15 protein-coding genes are annotated in these 17,916 nt (G+C 56.9%); 1 reads left to right on the forward strand and 14 read right to left on the reverse strand.

Annotated features, from left to right (window positions below; translation table 11 throughout):
• Nucleotides 1-47: 47 nt before the first annotated feature.
• From rlmB to nnr, 14 genes are all read right to left on the reverse strand, one after another.
• The gene (gene rlmB / locus HFD97_RS16410; protein WP_009087460.1) at nucleotides 48-782 is read right to left on the reverse strand and encodes a 23S rRNA (guanosine(2251)-2'-O)-methyltransferase RlmB; all 735 of its coding nucleotides are present in this window, start codon (nucleotides 780-782) and stop codon (nucleotides 48-50) included.
• A 71-nt stretch (nucleotides 783-853) separates the two neighbouring features.
• Complete coding sequence (gene rnr / locus HFD97_RS16415) at nucleotides 854-3,346, reverse strand: ribonuclease R (RefSeq protein WP_009087461.1); 2,493 nt, start codon at nucleotides 3,344-3,346, stop codon at nucleotides 854-856.
• 16 nt (nucleotides 3,347-3,362) lie between these two features.
• Nucleotides 3,363-3,806: a nitric oxide-sensing transcriptional repressor NsrR gene (gene nsrR / locus HFD97_RS16420; RefSeq protein ID WP_046102609.1), complete on the reverse strand. Its 444-nt coding sequence runs from the start codon at nucleotides 3,804-3,806 to the stop codon at nucleotides 3,363-3,365.
• Nucleotides 3,807-4,024: 218 nt separating this feature from the next.
• Nucleotides 4,025-5,323: an adenylosuccinate synthase gene (locus HFD97_RS16425; protein WP_167432224.1), complete on the reverse strand. Its 1,299-nt coding sequence runs from the start codon at nucleotides 5,321-5,323 to the stop codon at nucleotides 4,025-4,027.
• A gap of 166 nt (nucleotides 5,324-5,489) precedes the next feature.
• Nucleotides 5,490-5,690, reverse strand: a complete 201-nt coding sequence (locus tag HFD97_RS16430; protein ID WP_009087464.1) for a DUF2065 domain-containing protein — start codon at nucleotides 5,688-5,690, stop codon at nucleotides 5,490-5,492.
• Between the two features lie 56 nt (nucleotides 5,691-5,746).
• Nucleotides 5,747-6,751: a protease modulator HflC gene (hflC, locus tag HFD97_RS16435; protein WP_009087465.1), complete on the reverse strand. Its 1,005-nt coding sequence runs from the start codon at nucleotides 6,749-6,751 to the stop codon at nucleotides 5,747-5,749.
• A 3-nt stretch (nucleotides 6,752-6,754) separates the two neighbouring features.
• The gene (hflK, locus tag HFD97_RS16440) at nucleotides 6,755-7,993 is read right to left on the reverse strand and encodes an FtsH protease activity modulator HflK (RefSeq protein WP_009087466.1); all 1,239 of its coding nucleotides are present in this window, start codon (nucleotides 7,991-7,993) and stop codon (nucleotides 6,755-6,757) included.
• A 92-nt stretch (nucleotides 7,994-8,085) separates the two neighbouring features.
• Nucleotides 8,086-9,366, reverse strand: coding sequence for a ribosome rescue GTPase HflX (hflX, locus tag HFD97_RS16445; RefSeq protein ID WP_009087467.1), 1,281 nt, complete (start codon nucleotides 9,364-9,366; stop codon nucleotides 8,086-8,088).
• Nucleotides 9,367-9,439: 73 nt separating this feature from the next.
• A complete protein-coding gene (hfq, locus tag HFD97_RS16450; RefSeq protein WP_009087468.1) occupies nucleotides 9,440-9,751 on the reverse strand; it encodes an RNA chaperone Hfq in 312 nt (103 codons plus the stop codon).
• 104 nt (nucleotides 9,752-9,855) lie between these two features.
• Nucleotides 9,856-10,806: a tRNA (adenosine(37)-N6)-dimethylallyltransferase MiaA gene (gene miaA / locus HFD97_RS16455; protein ID WP_046102612.1), complete on the reverse strand. Its 951-nt coding sequence runs from the start codon at nucleotides 10,804-10,806 to the stop codon at nucleotides 9,856-9,858.
• Nucleotides 10,799-12,655, reverse strand: a complete 1,857-nt coding sequence (gene mutL / locus HFD97_RS16460; RefSeq protein ID WP_167432223.1) for a DNA mismatch repair endonuclease MutL — start codon at nucleotides 12,653-12,655, stop codon at nucleotides 10,799-10,801. Before mutL ends, miaA begins: the two co-directional genes overlap by 8 nt.
• Nucleotides 12,656-12,703: 48 nt before the next feature.
• On the reverse strand, nucleotides 12,704-14,365 hold the full coding sequence (amiB, locus tag HFD97_RS16465; protein ID WP_167432222.1) for an N-acetylmuramoyl-L-alanine amidase AmiB: 1,662 nt from the start codon (nucleotides 14,363-14,365) through the stop codon (nucleotides 12,704-12,706).
• A complete protein-coding gene (gene tsaE, locus HFD97_RS16470) occupies nucleotides 14,362-14,838 on the reverse strand; it encodes a tRNA (adenosine(37)-N6)-threonylcarbamoyltransferase complex ATPase subunit type 1 TsaE (RefSeq protein ID WP_167432221.1) in 477 nt (158 codons plus the stop codon). The genes amiB and tsaE overlap by 4 nt, the downstream gene beginning before the upstream one ends.
• Nucleotides 14,835-16,355 (reverse strand): bifunctional ADP-dependent NAD(P)H-hydrate dehydratase/NAD(P)H-hydrate epimerase, encoded by a 1,521-nt coding sequence (nnr, locus tag HFD97_RS16475; protein WP_167432220.1) that lies wholly within the window; start codon nucleotides 16,353-16,355, stop codon nucleotides 14,835-14,837. Before nnr ends, tsaE begins: the two co-directional genes overlap by 4 nt.
• Here nnr and queG point away from each other — a divergent pair.
• On the forward strand, nucleotides 16,354-17,493 hold the full coding sequence (queG, locus tag HFD97_RS16480; protein WP_167432219.1) for a tRNA epoxyqueuosine(34) reductase QueG: 1,140 nt from the start codon (nucleotides 16,354-16,356) through the stop codon (nucleotides 17,491-17,493). The two genes, nnr and queG, sit on opposite strands and share 2 nt — an antisense overlap.
• The last annotated feature ends 423 nt before the right edge of the window (nucleotides 17,494-17,916 follow it).

Raw genomic sequence — 17,916 nt, forward strand, 5'->3', positions numbered from 1 at the left:
TTATGCCTGGTACAGAAACTAATTTGTGGCGAGGATCACATCGGGGATCAGGCGTTGCGCTGGCGCACCGCTTCAAACAGGCAGACGCCGGTGGCCACCGAGACGTTGAGCGACGAAACGCTGCCGGCCATCGGAATGCTGATCAGCTCATCGCAATGTTCACGGGTCAGGCGACGCATGCCCTCACCCTCTGCGCCCATTACCAGCGCCATCGGGCCGGTCATTTTGCTCTGGAAGACGGTATGGTCAGCTTCACCTGCGGTGCCGACAACCCAGATGTTGTACTCCTGCAGCAGACGCAGCGTACGCGCCAGGTTGGTGACGCGGATCAACGGCACATTTTCCGCCGCGCCGCTGGCCACTTTTTTGGCGGTGGCGTTCAGAGGGGCAGAACGATCTTTCGGCACGATAATCGCGTGCACACCGGCCGCATCCGCGCTGCGCAGACAGGCGCCCAGATTGTGCGGGTCGGTGACGCCATCCAGCACCAGTAGGAACGGTTTATCCAGGCTCTGCAGCAGATCCGGCAGATCGCCCTCCTGATACTGACGGCCGGGTTTTACCCGTGCCACAATGCCCTGATGCACCCCGCCTTCGACCTGACTGTCGAGCCATTTACGCTCCGCCAGCTGAATGACGATCCCCTGAGCTTCCAGCGCGGCGACCACGGGTTGCAGGCGACGATCGTCGCGGCCTTTGAGGATAAAGACTTCCTGAAAACGTTGTGGAGCACGTTCCAGCAGCGCCTGCACGGCATGGATACCAAAAATAATTTCGCTCATCAATCTGCTCAGTGGTTGGAAATGAAAAGAATGACCGCCCTTTCTCCGGAGAGAAAAGGCGGTGACGCGCCTCAGTCAGACTCGGCCTTTCTTCTGGCGCGCTTCGCCTTTGTGGCGGCGGCGATTTTACGGGTTTTTTCCGAGACGTTTTTACTTTTTTTCTCGCTATTTGCCCCGGCAGATTTGCCTTTGCCTCCCCGGAAGGCGGCGTCCGGCTCGAAGTTAGACTTACGGCTCGCATCGCGACGGCGCTTCGCTGGCGCTTTATCGTCGCGTTTTGCGCGGTCGCGCGCGGTTTTTCCTTCGCCACGCACCTGCCGCTGACTGGAGATCAGGGCAAAGTCGATTTTACGCTCGTCCATATGCACGGCTTCCACCCGCACTTCCACGGTGTCACCCAGGCGATAGGTGCGCCCGCCCGATTCACCAATCAGACGCTGACCCACCGGGTCGAAACGGTAGTAGTCATTGTCGAGTGAGGAGACATGCACCAGACCATCAATGAAGAGATCGTTTAAGCGCACAAAGAAGCCAAATCCGGTGACGCTGGAGATGACGCCGTTGAACACGTTACCGACCTGATCCTGCATGAAGTCACACTTGAGCCAGTCCGCCACGTCGCGCGTCGCTTCATCTGCGCGGCGCTCGGTCAGGGAGCAGTGCAGGCCCAGTTGCAGCATCTGCGGCATGTCATAGTGATAGCCCCCGGTCGCGGTCGTCAGATCTTTGGCGACGCTGCGATCTTTCGGCATCAGATACTTAATGGCGCGCTGAACCAGCCCTTTGCCTTCATCCTGCTCTTTTGCCAGCAGATATTTGATGGCGCGGTGCAGCGTCAGATCCGGGTAGCGACGGATCGGCGAGGTAAAGTGAGCATAGGAGGAGAGGGCCAGACCGAAGTGGCCGCGGTTCTCCGGATCGTACACCGCCTGTTTCATGGAACGCAGCAGCATGGTCTGCAGCATTTCCGCATCCGGACGATCGGCCACCTGCTTCAGCAGCGCCGCATAGTCAACAGGCTGCGGTTTGTTGCCGCCTGGCAGGCTCAGTCCCAGCTCATTGAGCACGGTACGGAAGCTCTTGATGCTCTCATCGGTCGGACGATCGTGGTCGCGGAACAGCGCCGGTTCCTGATTTTTCTCAACAAAGCGTGCCGAGGCGATGTTCGCCAGGATCATGCACTCTTCGATCAGCTTGTGGGCGTCATTACGGGAGACGCGTTCCACCCGCTCAATACGGCGCTCGGCGTTGAAAATAAACTTCGCCTCTTCCGTCTCAAACGAAATACCGCCGCGCTCTTCGCGGGCAGCATCCAGCGCCTGATAGAGGTTATGCAACTCTTCAAGATCTTTAACCAGCGGCGCGTACTGCTGACGCAGCTCTTTGTCGCCCTGCAGGATATTCCAGACCTTGTTATAGGTCAGACGCGCATGGGAGTTCATCACCGCTTCATAATGTTTGAAGCCGGTCAGTTTACCCTTGGTCGAAATGGTCATCTCGCACACCATACACAGGCGATCCACCTGCGGGTTAAGCGAACAGAGGCCATTCGACAGCACTTCCGGCAGCATCGGCACCACCTGTGACGGGAAGTAGACCGAGGTGCCGCGCTGATGCGCCTCATCATCCAGTGGCGTGCCCGGACGAACGTAGTAGCTCACATCGGCAATCGCGACCCACAGACGCCAGCCACCCCCGCGCTTTTTCTCACAGTAGACGGCATCGTCGAAGTCACGGGCATCTTCACCATCAATGGTGACCAGCGGCAGTTTGCGCAGATCGACGCGGCCTTTTTTCGCCTCTTCCGGCACCTCTTCTTTCAGCTGGCTGATCTGGGCTTCTACCTGCGGCGGCCAGGTGTGCGGAATTTCATGGGTGCGCAGCGCCATGTCCACGGCCAGGCTGGTGCCCATATCTTCGCCGAGGATTTCAATCACTTTACCGATCGCTTTGCTGCGACGGTTCGGGCGCTGCACCAGCTCCACCACCACCACGGAACCCATACGGGCCTGCATCGTCTCTTCTGGCGGGATGAGAATATCGAAACTCAGGCGACTGTCATCCGGCACCACGAAGCCGGCACCGGCATCGGTAAAGTAGCGGCCAACGATCTGATTATTGCGGGGTTCCTGCACCCGGACCACGCGCGCTTCGCGACGGCCTTTGCGATCGGCACCCAGCGGCTGCGCCAGGATCACGTCACCGTGCATGCAGAATTTCATCTGTTCAGCGGAAAGATAGAGGTCATCTTTCTGACCTTCCGCCCGCAGGAAGCCGTAGCCATCACGATGGCCGATAACTTTACCGCGCAGGAGATCGAGGCGTTCTGGCAGGGCATAACACTGACGGCGGGTGAAGACCAGCTGACCATCACGCTCCATGGCGCGAAGGCGGCGACGCAGCGCCTCAAGCTGCTCTTCATCGTGCAGATTCATCTCTTCAGCCAGCTCTTCACGGCTGGCCGGTTTTTCACGTTTTTCTAATAAAGCCAGGATAAATTCACGGCTTGGAATAGGGTTTTCGTATTTTTCAGCTTCTCTATCCTGAAAAGGATCTTTTGACATAACGGTTCCTCCGATGTCATTTAATATTTATATCCGCCGGCGATTTGGACAGTATGATTTCATAAAGTGGCGTATTGCCTTCGACCAAATCGGCCAGCGTATAGTTATCCAGCTCCTGCAAAAATCGCTGTACTGCATCATGCAGCGCCTGTTTAAGACGGCAGGCGGGCGAAATGGAGCAGGAGGGGCAATCGACTAATTGTAGCGGCTCCATCCTGCGGACCACTTCACCAATCACAATCTGACGCGGCGGCATACCCAGACGAATACCGCCATTTTTACCCCGTGTTGCAGCGACATAGCCCGCCCGGCTCAGCTGATTAATGATCTTGACCATATGGTTACGCGACAAACCGTACGTGTCGGTTACCGCAGTAATATTGGTCTGCTGGCCTTCGGGTAACGAGGCCAGATAAATCAGGGCCCGTAAGCCATAATCAGTAAAACTCGTGAGCTGCACAGTAACCTCAGTGAACCTTCAGGCGTGGCATGACATTGTTCGCCTTACAATGGGTGTCGGGATTAAATCGGATCGCCATTCGATTAACTACGATGATAAACCAGAGTGTGATTGGCCGTGCGTTTTTTTCAGTCAGCACCGGGTTTGACAAGCGAAGGGAAGATAAGTGGCATCAGAGAGTGGAAAAACAAGGGCCGGACAACGTCCGGCTTCAATCATTATGCGTCGAACGGATCGCGCAGAATCATTGTTTCACTGCGATCGGGACCGGTTGAAATAATATCAATCGGCACACCCGTTACCTCTTCAACGCGCTTGATGTAATCACGCGCCGCCTGAGGTAAACCTTCCAGCGTCTTAACGCCAAACGTTGTCTCGCTCCAGCCTGGCAGCGTTTCGTAGATCGGCTCAATGCCTTCCCAGTTCTCTGCTGCCAGCGGCGTAGAGGTCACTTCGCGGCCATCCGGCATACGGTAAGCGACACAGATTTTCACCTCTTTCAGGCCATCCAGCACGTCCAGCTTGGTCATGCAGAAACCTGACAGGGAGTTGATCTGAACTGCACGGCGAACGGCCACCGCATCCAGCCAGCCGGTACGACGACGACGTCCGGTGGTCGCACCAAACTCGTTGCCCTGTGCACACAGGAACTCACCGGTTTCATCGAACAGCTCGGTCGGGAACGGGCCTGCACCTACGCGGGTGGAGTACGCTTTCACAATACCCAGCACGTAGTCGACATAACGCGGACCGATACCTGAACCGGTCGCCACGCCACCTGCGGTGGTGTTGGACGAGGTCACGTAAGGATAGGTCCCATGGTCGATATCCAGCAGGGTACCCTGCGCGCCTTCAAACATGATCAGATCGCCACGCTTACGCGCGCTGTCCAGCAGTTCAGAGACGTCAACCACCATGCCGGTCAGGATGTCAGCGACTTCCATCACATCGCTCAGCACTTTGTCGAAATCGACGGCTGGCTCTTTGTAGTACTCCACCAGCTGGAAGTTGTAGAAATCGACCACTTCCTTCAGCTTGGCAGCAAAGGTTTCTTTGTTGAACAGGTCGCTGACGCGCAGTGCGCGACGCGCCACTTTATCTTCATAAGCCGGTCCGATGCCACGGCCGGTGGTCCCGATCGCTTTGGCACCGCGCGCACGTTCACGCGCCATGTCCATCGCAACATGATATTGCAGGATCAGCGGACAGGCTTCAGAAATCAGCAGACGTTCACGTACCGGAATCCCGCGCGCTTCCAGACCTTTCATCTCCTTCATTAAGGCTTCAGGAGAGAGCACAACACCGTTACCAATGATGCTGGTCACGTTATCGTGCAGAATGCCAGAAGGGATCAGGTGGAGGACGGTTTTTTCACCGTTGATGACAAGCGTGTGGCCCGCATTGTGGCCGCCTTGATAACGCACAACGTAATTCGCGCGTTCAGTCAGAAGGTCTACAATCTTACCTTTACCTTCGTCACCCCATTGGGTGCCCAGTACGACGACGTTCTTACCCATTTCTCAAAATCACCGATTGCTTAAAAAAGGATTCTACCATCTGATCCCGCTGTTTTCAGCACTTTTAGCATACGATTGCGCGCTTTTTTGCCTGAGTTTTGATCACTACAACATGTTGGGGATTCTGGCGCAAAAAGGCACAATTTAGCCGATTTCAGCCACGGTTTCAGACGTTGCCGTGCAGACTCAGCATGCAGTAGATGACCATGCCTGCCACCACCAGTCCGCCACCGAAACGGTGCAGCAGACGATCCGGTAACCGGGTCATCGACAGGATCATGCGTCGCCAGAGGCGTGGCATAAACATCGGCCCCAAACCTTCGAGCACTAACACCAGCGCCAGTGCCATCCAGATGCTTGTTTTCATTCTGATACCCAAAAAAAAGGCCGACAACATTGTCGGCCTGTAGGTTATATCAGTTCTTAGCGTGTCGCGTTAGAGGGCGCCTTCATATATCGGAAGAAGTCGCTATCCGGGCTTAACACCATCACGTCCTGATTTTCGCTGAAGCTGTTTTCGTAAGCACGCAGGCTACGAATAAAGGCGTAGAAGTCAGGATCTTTGCTGAACGCATCGGCAAACAACCGGGCCGTTTCCGCATCACCATCACCGCGGGTGATCAGCGCTTCACGCTGCGCTTCGGCCAGCGTACGCGTGACCTGATAGTCCGCCTGGGCGCGCAGTTTTTCCGCCTCTTCCTGACCCTGTGAACGCTGGCTGCGTGCAACCGCTTCACGCTCAGCGCGCATACGGTTGAAGATCGCATCAGACACTTCGGTCGGCAGGTTGATCTGCTTGATGCGCACATCAACGACCTGAATACCCAACGCGGCCATACTGTTCGGATTCGGAGCGGGCTCATTGCTGTTGGTTTCACGCTCAACACGGGCCGCTGCGCTGGCAATCGCGTCATCCGCCGCTGGCGTCGCCACTTCATCATCGCTGCCGACAGAACCGGTGTTCAGCGCGTCACGCACGTCCGTGGTCAGGCGACCGCGGGAATCCGTAACGATATCTTTCACATCCAGACGGCCCATTTCAGAACGCAGGCGGTCACTGAACTTACGTTTCAGCAGCACTTCCGCCTGAGAGACATCCCCGCCACCGGTGGCCAGGTAGTAACGACTGAAGTCGCTGATACGCCACTTGATGTAGGAGTCCACGATCAGATCTTTCTTCTCTTTGGTGACGAAGCGATCGGCCTGATTGTCCATGGTCTGGATACGTGCATCCAGCGTCTTAACCGTTTCCAGGAATGGGATCTTGAAATGCAGACCCGGCTCAAACACCTGCGGCTTGTTTTCGCCGTCGCGCAGAACTTTACCGAAGCGCAGCACGATGCCGCGCTCGCCTTCCTGCACCACAAACAGCGACGCATAGAGCGCCACCAGCACGACGATAATTAAAAATATTATTGGCTTACGCATCGATTACTCTCTCCCTTCGCGCTGGCTGTCGCTGCGCTGAGCATTCGCCCGGCGCTGATCCATGATGTTGTCCGGACTGTATGACGACGTGTCATTGCGGCTGGCATTGCGATCGGAGAGCGCAGGCAGTGACGAGCTGGTGCCGCCCTTCTGACCGTGCTGGCCGGATGCAGCCTGACCGCCACGCATCAGCTGGTCCAGCGGCAGCATCATCAGATTATTACCGCGATCGTTAACCAGAACTTTGCGGGTATGGCTCAGTACGCGTTCCATGGTCTCAATATAGAGACGCTCCTTGGTGATCTCTGGCGCCGCTTTATACTCCGGCAGAATCTTGGCGAAACGCGCCACTTCACCCTGCGCTTCCAGAACGGTTCGCTCTTTGTAAGCGCGCGCCTCTTCCAGAATACGTTGCGCCTGGCCATTCGCACGAGGCTGAACTTCGTTAGCGTAGGCTTCCGCTTCACGGACGTACTGCTCGCGGTTTTCACGTGCGGCGATAGCGTCATCAAACGCAGATTTCACCTCTTCTGGCGGACGGGCCGCCTGGAAGTTGACGTCCAGTACCGCGATGCCCATGTTGTACGGGCGAATCGTCTCGTCAATTTCACGCTGGGTATCGCTACGCACCACGGTACGGCCTTCAGTGAGGATGCGATCCATGGTAGAACGACCAATTACGCCACGCAGCGCGCTGTCTGTCGCCTGACGCAGGCTGTCGTCGGCGCTGGTGACCGCATAAAGATAGCGTTCCGGATCGGTCACGCGGTACTGCACGTTCATCTCTACGCGCACCACGTTTTCGTCGGAGGTCAGCATGACGCCAGACGCCGCCAGTTCGCGCACCGACTCGACGTTGACCGCACGAACCTGATCGATGAAGGTCGGCTTCCAGTTCAGACCTGGTTCGACCAGGTGACTGAACTTACCGAAACGCGTGACCACGCCCCGTTCCGCTTCTTTGATGGTGTAGAAACCGCTTGCAGCCCAGATGACGACCGCCGCTACTGCGACGATGCCAGCCAGTTTGCCACCGCTGCCGGAGCCGCGCTGACCGTTATCGCTCTGTTTGCCACCGCCCAGTCCGCCAAGCTTCTTGCTCAGTTTACGGAAGATATCATCCAGATCAGGAGGCCCGGATTCCCGTCCTCCCTTATTCCCCCCAGAGTTGCCGCCTTGATTATTGCTGCTTCCCCACGGGTCGCGGTCCTGTCCGTTATTTCCGGGCTGATTCCACGCCATGTTCTACTCCATTTATTGTAATTACGGTTTTTACCCTTCATTTTTCGGATGCGACAATCGTCTAATGTTAAGGTAAATGCGTTTTGGCAATATCAAACAATGTAACTGGTCAGCGACGGTTCCTGCTTACATAAACGCATCCATTCAATAATGGGCATACGTATCTGCAATCCTACACTGCCGTCTTCTTCATTCCACTCTTTCTCAATCGCCTGCAACTGATAGAAGCGACTGCGAAGTCGCCCCGCTTCCGGTGGCAGACGTAATGCATGCTGAGCAATCTCCCCGGACAGCCGCTCAGAGAGCGCCTGCCAGAGCAACGGAAGGCCTGCACCGGTCTGGGCAGAGAGCCAGACACGAATCGGCAGATTCTCTTCGTTGCGATCGATACGCGGCTCAAATCCGTCGAGCATATCGATTTTATTCATCACCAGTAACGTCGGGATCTCATCCGCTTCAATCTCTTCGAGGACGGCATCGACGGCGGCCATATTATCGGTGACGCGAACATCGGCGCCATCAACCACGTGCAGCAGCAGCGTCGCCTGGCGTGTCTCCTGCAGCGTGGCTTTAAACGCGGCAACCAGGTCGTGAGGAAGATGGCGAATAAACCCGACCGTGTCCGCCAGCACGACTTCCCCGACATCAGCCACATTCAGACGGCGCAGCGTAGGGTCGAGCGTCGCAAACAGCTGGTCTGCGGCAAAGACGTTGGCCGAGGTCATGGCATTAAAGAGGGTCGATTTGCCGGCGTTGGTATACCCCACCAGCGAAACGGTCGGCACATCCGCTTTGGCACGTGACTGACGCCCCTGTTCGCGCTGCTTTTCAACCCGCTCAAGGCGAGACAGAATCTGGCTGATGCGTCCGCGTAACAGACGGCGGTCTGTTTCTAACTGGGTTTCACCCGGACCCCGCAAACCAATCCCGCCCTTCTGGCGTTCAAGGTGGGTCCAGCCGCGCACCAGACGTGTGGCGAGATGGCGAAGCTGTGCCAGCTCGACCTGCAATTTACCTTCGTGGGTGCGTGCCCGTTGGGCAAAGATATCCAGAATTAAACCGGTGCGATCAATGACCCGGCATTCGCACAGGCGCTCGAGGTTTCTTTCCTGAGCGGGCGTAAGGGCATGATCGAATAAGACGACCGATGCTCCTGTTGTTTTTACCGCATCGGCAATTTCAACGGCTTTTCCTTCACCGACAAAATACTTGGGGTGTGGCGCTTTACGGCTGCCAGTTACCACTTGCAGCGCCTCAACGCCAGCAGAAGAGACCAGGGTTTCAAACTCCTGCAGATCTTCTACTTCTTTGTCTTGGGAGAACCAGATGTGTACCAGTACGGCCTGCTCACCGGCATCATAACGGTCAAACAAGCTATAACCTCGCTAAAATAAAAGACCAGGACGGAAAACCTCTGTTCTCCGATCCTGGCTGTACGGCGACGCGTTACTCTGCGTTATCACCGTCTTGTTGTGGCTGTGGCTGCGCAGATGTGTTGCTGCCACCATGATGGTAATTGTTGCTGCCGCCACCGGTATTATTGCTATGGTGAGAAACCGGGCGTGAAGGAACAACGGTAGAAATGGCGTGTTTATAAACCATCTGACTTACCGTGTTTTTCAACAAAATGACGAACTGATCAAATGACTCAATCTGACCCTGCAGCTTAATACCGTTAACCAGATAAATCGAAACCGGAACACGTTCACGACGCAGTGCGTTCAAAAACGGGTCTTGTAATGATTGCCCCTTAGCCATTCTATCTTTTCCTTATATGCTTGTTGTTTGTTGCTCGTAGAACCTATGGTTCTGAAAAAAACTGCGTAAAAATTTGCGCACGATAACTCATCAATTGTACACAATCACCCATGCTTCGCACTAAGAACCTGTAACACCGTATCACGCGCCAGCCGGGGCTCGTCACTGTCAAGCCAGTGAACGTTTTCCCAGCCACGTAACCAGGTCATCTGTCTCTTAGCGAGCTGCCGGGTTGCGCAAATTCCCCGATAAACCATCTCGCTGTAATCGATTTCGCCTGATAAATAAGACCACATCTGACGATAGCCAACACAACGAATGGAAGGCATATCCGTATGCAAATCACCTCGTGCAAACAGGGCCCGAGCCTCCGCTTCAAATCCTGACGCCAACATCTGCTCAAAACGTAACGCGATGCGCTGGTGCAGCAGTTCGCGGCTCGCGGGGGCGATGGCAAACTGATGCACGTCGTAGGGTAACGCTTCACCGGAGGTTTTTGTCAGTTCCGTTAAAGTTTTACCCGAAATAAAAAAAACTTCCAGTGCTCGCGAAAGTCTCTGCGGATCATTCGGATGAATACGACTACCAGCAACCGGGTCGATCTCACACAGCTGGCGGTGCAAAGCTTCCCAGCCTTTTTCACGCGCCGTTTGCTCTATCTGCTGACGAACGTCGGGATCGGCCGAGGGCAACGGCGACAATCCTTCAAGTAACGCCTTGAAGTAGAGCATGGTTCCACCAACAAGCAACGGAATTCGTCCAGCCTGAACGATATCCGCCATTTCTGCTAAAGCATCGCGCCGGAACTCCGCAGCCGAATAGGCTTCTGCGGGATCGCGGATGTCGAGCAGACGATGGGGGGCCACTGCTAACTCCTCAGCCGACGGTTTTGCCGTACCAATATCCATCTGACGATAGATTAAGGCAGAATCGACGCTGATTAGTTCCACCGGTAACTGCCTGCGCAGTTCAATGGCTAATGCGGTTTTACCCGATGCAGTGGGTCCCATCAAAAAAATCGCCTTTGGCCGGCCAGCCTGGTTCAGTTCACTCATGCTTCAACGCGTTAATCGCGCTCTCAATCTCTAAGGGCTGTAACAAGCCTGAAGGTGGCGATTTCAGTAGCTGTGGGCAGAGCCGTTCGAGCTCTGCCAGCAGGTTGATCGCCTGTGAGTGATTCCAGTCGGAGGACGCTGCATCCTGACGCCGTGCCAGCCACTGGGCCAGCTGCGTCGCAGAGTTCTCCTGCTGCCGGGCGAGATAGCCTAACAGTTCAGGAATCAAGATTTGTAAATTTTGTGTTCGTAACGGTAAAGGCACCGCACGCAGGGTCACGTGGTCACCGTCAGGCTGCAGATCGATACCCATCTGACTGAGCAGACTGCTGTTTTCTTTGGCGGCCTGACACTCCTCCCGCGCCATTTTCAGGCGCACCGGAATCAGAAGGGGCTGCGGTTTAAGCCCCTCTTCACCCGGTTCGAGCTGTGCCTGCTTCAGCCAGCGCGCCGCGACCGGCAGCGCCATCAGGAACAGTTTCTGGTCCTGTTCCAGCAGCGCATAGTGGTTCTGCAGGACGGTCAGCACCCGGCCAAAACTCTGCGCATGGGCCGCCAGCGGCGTGGCTTTCTCCGGCTGACGCCGCGCAGCCGGTTCGCGGGCTTCAGGCGCCGCCGCACTGGCGGCAGGCGTTTTCAGCAGCTGCTGATAAACCGCGCCTTCACGCTGACGATAGACGTTCTCTTTGTTTTGCCATGCGGGGGCTGGCTCACGGGCGGGCGCGGCCGGTCGGTTCTCACTGGCGGAGGGCACAGGCTGGGCAAAATGGTTGCCCCCGGCGGCCTGACGATTCTCCGGCTGCCAGCGTGGGGCCGGTTCTTCTGCTTTCAGCGCGGGCAGCGCTGGTGCGGCAACCGCCTGAAGCGCGCTGACCACGCCCTGATAAATAAAGTCATGCACCAGACGTGACTGATGAAACCGCACTTCGTGTTTAGCCGGATGGACGTTGACATCCACCTGATGCGGATCGATCTCCAGATAGAGCACGTAAGCGGGTTGCTGCTCATCCTGCAGCTGGTCCTGAAAAGCCTGGCGGATAGCGTGGTTGATCAGCCTGTCACGCATCATACGGCCATTGACGTAGCAATATTGCAGCTCACTGACCTGACGCGACCCGGCCGGATCGGCGACCCAGCCGCGCAGCGAAAGATCGTCATGTTGCCAGTCGATGCGCAGCGCATGCTGCATAAAGGTGGTGCCGCAGATGGCGGCCAGCCGCCGTTCGCGCTGACTCTCCTCGCTGACGGCCCGATACTGGCGCATCATTTTGCCGTTGTGGCTGAGCGAAAAGGCGACATCAAACCGCGCCAGCGCAATACGACGAATCACCTCGTCGATGTGACCAAATTCGGTTTTCTCGGTGCGCATGAATCTGCGCCGCGCGGGGGTGTTATAAAACAGGTCCAGCACTTCCAGCGTGGTGCCGCAGGGGTGCGCAGCCGGTTTGACCGTCACCGCCATCTCACGCCCTTCGGCATAAGCCTGCCAGGCTTCGGTCTGATCGGCGGTACGCGAGGTTAAGGTCAGGCGGGAGACCGAACTGATACTGGCCAGCGCTTCGCCCCGGAACCCCAGACTCATGATCGCCTCCAGGTCATCCAGCGAGGCAATTTTACTGGTGGCGTGCCGGGCGAGCGCCATCGCGAGTTCGCTTTTCACGATGCCGCAGCCGTTGTCACGGATGCGGATAAGCTTTGCGCCCCCTTTTTCAATATCAACGTCAATGCGCGTTGCGCCAGCATCAAGGCTGTTTTCCACCAGCTCTTTTACAACCGATGCAGGACGCTCAACCACTTCCCCCGCCGCAATCTGGTTTGCCAGCTGAGGCGGTAAAATTTGTATCGGCATGGTGGATATCCTTTTGGCTGACAGCCCGGCGCGTAGCCGGGCGAACAATCAGGATGCAGGGATTTTCAGGTTCTGCCCCAACATTACGTTGGTCGACTTCAGATTATTGGTCTGCATTATCGCTTTTGGACTGACGCCATAGTGTGCGGCGATACCGGTCAGGGAATCCCCGACGACCACTTTGTGCCGCACAACACCCCGGGCACGGGTCGTGCGGCTGGCCGTGGCACTGGCGGGCACCTTCAGCCGCTGTCCGACCCAGACCACATCCCGCTTCAGCGTATTCAGCTCACGCAGCGTCGCCATGCTGACACCATACTTCGCGGCAATACCGGAAAGCGTCTCACCGCGCGTCACCGTATGACGCTGCGTTGCCCCCGTATATTGCGTCACCCCGGTCGCCGGGTTGCTGGCGACGCTAACCGCCGGCGACGAGCCCAGCGGCCGGTTTTCCTCCTTTGGGATGGATTGCAGCGGGTGCGCCAGGAAATAAGTGCGCAGACCTTTGTAGATCGACTGCGCAATCTTATCCTGGTGTGCGCTACTGCCAAGCAGTCGCTCCTCCGAGGAATTACTGATGAAGCCGGTTTCCACCAGCAGAGAAGGAATGTCAGGTGAACGCAGCACGCCCAGGCTGGCGTGTTCAGGCAGCCGTTTATGCAGCGAGGTGACGCCGCGCAGCTGCTGCAACACTTTCTGCGCGATGTCATATCCGACGCGCTGCGAGTGACCAAACTGCAGGTCCAGCACCGCCTGGCTGAGGTAGGGATCCGCCTGGCTGTTAGCCAGCAGGTCGCCTGCGCCGCCCAGCAGCTCAGACTGTTTCTCTTTCTGCTCCAGCCAGTTAGCCATCTCGTTATTGGCACGGCGGTTGGATAAGACCCAGACCGATGCACCGGTGGCTGCGTGGCTCGGCGCCGCATCCGCATGGATTGACACCAGCACGTTCGCATTGGCTTTACGCGCCACGTCAGAACGGCCCATCACTGAGATAAAATAGTCACCATCGCGGGTCAGAACGCCTTTAAACATCGGATCGTTGTTCAGCAGCACCCGCAGTTTACGCGCAATCGCGATAGTGACGTTCTTCTCCTGCAGCCCGCGCTGTCCGATGGCGCCCGGGTCCTGACCGCCATGCCCGGCGTCAATCGCCACAATCACCGTGTCGTTGTGGCTGACCGTCGCGCCAGGGCGTACCGTGCTGGCGGAACTGCTCACTGAGGTAACCGGATTGGCGTTAAACGGATTGGCAGCGGCACTCTGGACGGGCGCTCGCGACGGGGCTGTCACCGGAGCGGGTGCACTGCGCGTCACCACCGGCGCTTTACCGGTAATCGTGAAGACCACGCTGTAGCTGTTGCCATTGCGCTGGGTAACCGCACGGGTTTTCCCCGCCTGCGTCAGCTCAAACACCAGCCGCACGCTCTGTTTATCTTTCGGGGTACTGGTCCGAATCCGCTTTACGATATTTTCCCCGCTGAAGTTCAGCGGCAGCCCCTGAACCACGCCGCTCTGGCGCACATCAAGCACCACACGATCGGGATTGCGCAGCGGGAAGAAGCCGTAAACAGGCTGTCCGGCAAAGTTCAGGGTAATCGTGGCCTGGCTGTCGCCGTTAGCCACTTTAATATCGGACAACGTGGCGGCAAACAGCGGCGTACAGACCAGCAGCAGCAGTGTCACCAGCGCGATTTTCATCCGTGACATCATGCCTGATCCCTGCCCTGATCAACGTGTTCAATCCATTGCTGTCCGGCTGCCGATTGTGCCGTCAGCTCCGCTTCCCGCGCCTCACCCACATAGCGCAGCGTCAGTGTGACATCGGGCGACGGCAGAAAACCAGCGCCCTGCTGCGGCCATTCGACCAGACAGATTGCCTCGCCGCTGAAATAGTCGCGGATCCCCATGAACTCCAGCTCTTCGGGATCGGCCAGGCGGTAGAGGTCAAAATGATAAAGGGTGCGATTACCCAGCGCATAAGGCTCCACCAGCGTGTAAGTGGGGCTTTTAACGTTGCCCTGATGGCCGAGCGCCTGAAGAAAGCCGCGGCTGAAGGTGGTTTTACCCGCCCCCAGATCGCCATAGAGATAAATCACTGCCGCGCTGCCACAGGCGCGCGCCAGCTGAGCGCCCAAACTGAGCGTAGCCGCCTCATCGGGCAAAGAGATAACACAGGTCTTCATGCTTCTTTATTCATCTCAGGATTAACAAACTGCCACAGTAGATCCAGTAAATCTGTTGCCAGCATACCGCGCGTGCCGCGTTGTGCCGCCACCGCATCGGCTGCGGCACCATGCGCCACGCAGCCAGCGCAGGCCGCCCCGAACAGCGGCAGTTGCTGACCCATCAGCGAGGCGATGATGCCACTCAAAAGGTCGCCCATACCGCCGGAGGCCATACCGGCATTGCCCACATCAGCAAAGGCCATTTCGCCCTGCTCGCTGGCAATAATCGTACCGGCACCTTTCAGTACCACTACGCCACCATATTGCTGCGCCAGTCTCTGCGCTGCATGTAAGCGGTCACTCTCAATTTCACTGGTCTTGATATTAAGCAAACGTGCCGCTTCGCCAGGATGCGGCGTAATGATGCGATTCTGACGTTTCTCCGCACTGATTGCCAGCAGGTTAAGTGCATCTGCGTCCCAAAGCATCGGCTTTTCACTGCCTGCCACTGCTTTCAGCGCCTGCTTACCCCATTCGCGCTGTCCTAAACCAGGCCCGACCGCGATGACATCGGCCCACTCCAGCGCCTCTTTCAGGCGTTCATCGGTCAGTTCATCGACCATCACTTCGGGGCGGGCTGTCAGGATCGGGATAATATTATCTTTGTGAGTGAGTACTCGCACCAACCCACTACCGGTGCGCAACGCGGCCTCAGCCGTCATGCGCACTGCCCCGGCCGTTCCGGCATCGCCCCCGACGACCAGCAGACGGCCATGGTTGCCTTTATGCGAGGTGGGTTTGCGCGGCTTAAGCCAGCGGGTCAGTGCGCTGGCATCATAACGTGCCATCGGCGCGGTTTCTCCCGCGAGAAACGTCGTCAGGCCAAGGTCGGCATAATAGAGCGTGCCGATAACGTCGCGGGCTTTGCCGGTAAGCTGGCCCGGCTTCAGCGCCACGACGCTCAGGGTATGTGTGGCGTTAATCACCTCACCGGGCGTCGTGCCGTTTCGCGCGGATAAGCCGGACGGCATGTCGATGGCGAGGATCGGTGCCGCGTGGGCGTTTGCCTGCTGAATCAGCGTGGCATAGGGTTCCGCAGGCGCGCGCTGTGTGCCGGTGCCCAGTAGCGCATCGACAATCACATCCACCTGCTCTGGCCATGCCGCACCAGCCGCATGGATCTCGCCGCCTGCATCCAGCCAGGCGTCCCGGGCGCGCTGCGCCTCTTCCGGTAACGCTTTTTCACTGTCACACGCCAGCAGCGTAATGGTTTTACCCGCCGCCTGCCCCAGTCGGGCCAGCACATAGCCATCCCCGCCATTGTTACCGTGGCCGCACAAGATCAGCCAGTGGCGGGCGTCAGGCCAGTGCCGGTTCAGATGCTCATAGGCGGCCTGCCCGGCGCGCAGCATCAGTTCATAGAGGGTAATGCCAAGGGCATCGGCTCCCTGCTGCTCAAGCTGCGCCACCGCCTGCGCAGGCCAGACAGAATATGGTAAACTGCGGTCGTTTCTCTTCGAATCCTGGTCACTCATGTCATACCCTCTCGATCTTCATCAGTTCGCACAACAGATTAAACAGTGGGGATTAGATCTCGGCTTTCAGCAGGTCGGCATCACCGATACCGATCTCAGTGCGGAAGAGCCGCGCCTGCAGGCGTGGCTGGAGAAGCAGTATCATGGCGAGATGGAGTGGATGGCGCGACATGGCATGATGCGGGCGCGTCCGCATGAACTGCTTCCCGGCACGCTGCGCGTCATCAGCGTTCGCATGAATTACCTTCCGGCCAAAGCCGCCTTTGCCAGCACGCTGAAAAATCCCCGACTGGGCTATGTCAGCCGTTATGCATTAGGCCGCGATTACCACAAAGTATTGCGCAATCGCCTGAAAAAGCTCGGAGAAATGATCCAGCAGCATTGCAGCGAGCTTAACTTCCGGCCCTTTGTGGACTCGGCCCCGCTGCTTGAGCGACCGCTGGCAGCTAAAGCAGGACTGGGGTGGACCGGCAAACATTCGCTGATTCTGAATCGTGAAGCTGGCTCGTGGTTTTTCCTTGGCGAGCTGCTGATCGATATACCCCTGCCGATTGATACGCCGCAGCAGGAGCAGTGTGGCCGCTGTGTCGCCTGCATGACCATCTGCCCGACCAGCGCTATCGTTGAGCCTTACGTCGTGGATGCCCGGCGCTGTATTTCCTATCTTACTATCGAGCTGGAAGGGGCGATCCCGGAAGCGTTTCGCCCGCTGATGGGCAACCGGATTTATGGCTGTGATGACTGCCAGTTGATCTGTCCGTGGAATCGTTACGGGCAACTCAGCGATGAAAGTGACTTCTCTCCCCGCGCGGCCCTGCATGCACCGGAGCTTATCGCTCTGTTTCAGTGGGATGAGGCGAAATTTTTGCGTATCACCGAAGGCTCGGCGATTCGACGGATTGGTCATTTGCGCTGGCTGCGTAATATTGCGGTAGCGCTGGGTAATGCGCCCTGGTCAGCGGATATTGTGCCAGTACTGGAACAGCGGCTCGGAGAGAGTGAACTGCTGGATGAACATATTCTGTGGGCGGTCGCCTGTCAGCAGCAGAAACGCCAGCAACTCGTCGTGGACGTACAGCCTGCTCAGCAGAAACGTCTGGTGCGTGCCGTTGAAAAAGGTTTACCCCGTGATGCGTGATTAACCAGCCAGCCGGCAGTTTATCGTTTTCCACACGCTGTGAATAAAAATAAAAAGCTGTTGTCATTCAACTGCAATAACGGGCGTTTCACGCTGAAATAACAAATTGAAATATCCTCATAATCATAAATATCAACAACTTAAGAAAAAGTTGTGTTTATTTAATAATGAGTCTACCGCTTCGTTTTAACGATAAAGCTGTGGATAACTCTGTTCAGAAACATTTTACAGATCGCCGTAAAAGGCGCAGACGATGGGGTGCCGTGCTGTGGATAACCTTAGGCTGACAATCAAAATCAGACGACGATAAACCGTCGGATAACTGATCACAATGAGGTTGATGTTAAATCTGGAGCGGGAAACGAGACTCGAACTCGCGACCCCGACCTTGGCAAGGTCGTGCTCTACCAACTGAGCTATTCC

The organism is Pantoea sp. EKM103V, assembly GCF_011800365.1.
Lineage (GTDB): Bacteria > Pseudomonadota > Gammaproteobacteria > Enterobacterales > Enterobacteriaceae > Pantoea > Pantoea anthophila.

Excerpts from the sequence above, each read along its gene's own strand:
- rlmB (WP_009087460.1), bottom strand. The coding sequence starts at position 782 with ATGAGCGAAATTATTTTTGGTATCCATGCCGTGCAGGCGCTGCTGGAA.
- rnr (WP_009087461.1), bottom strand. The coding sequence starts at position 3,346 with ATGTCAAAAGATCCTTTTCAGGATAGAGAAGCTGAAAAATACGAAAAC.
- HFD97_RS16425 (WP_167432224.1), bottom strand. The coding sequence starts at position 5,323 with ATGGGTAAGAACGTCGTCGTACTGGGCACCCAATGGGGTGACGAAGGT.
- HFD97_RS16430 (WP_009087464.1), bottom strand. The coding sequence starts at position 5,690 with ATGAAAACAAGCATCTGGATGGCACTGGCGCTGGTGTTAGTGCTCGAA.
- hflC (WP_009087465.1), bottom strand. The coding sequence starts at position 6,751 with ATGCGTAAGCCAATAATATTTTTAATTATCGTCGTGCTGGTGGCGCTC.
- hflK (WP_009087466.1), bottom strand. The coding sequence starts at position 7,993 with ATGGCGTGGAATCAGCCCGGAAATAACGGACAGGACCGCGACCCGTGG.
- hfq (WP_009087468.1), bottom strand. The coding sequence starts at position 9,751 with ATGGCTAAGGGGCAATCATTACAAGACCCGTTTTTGAACGCACTGCGT.
- miaA (WP_046102612.1), bottom strand. The coding sequence starts at position 10,806 with ATGAGTGAACTGAACCAGGCTGGCCGGCCAAAGGCGATTTTTTTGATG.
- mutL (WP_167432223.1), bottom strand. The coding sequence starts at position 12,655 with ATGCCGATACAAATTTTACCGCCTCAGCTGGCAAACCAGATTGCGGCG.
- amiB (WP_167432222.1), bottom strand. The coding sequence starts at position 14,365 with ATGATGTCACGGATGAAAATCGCGCTGGTGACACTGCTGCTGCTGGTC.
- tsaE (WP_167432221.1), bottom strand. The coding sequence starts at position 14,838 with ATGAAGACCTGTGTTATCTCTTTGCCCGATGAGGCGGCTACGCTCAGT.
- queG (WP_167432219.1), top strand. The coding sequence starts at position 16,354 with ATGTCATACCCTCTCGATCTTCATCAGTTCGCACAACAGATTAAACAG.
- nnr (WP_167432220.1), bottom strand. The coding sequence starts at position 16,355 with ATGAGTGACCAGGATTCGAAGAGAAACGACCGCAGTTTACCATATTCT.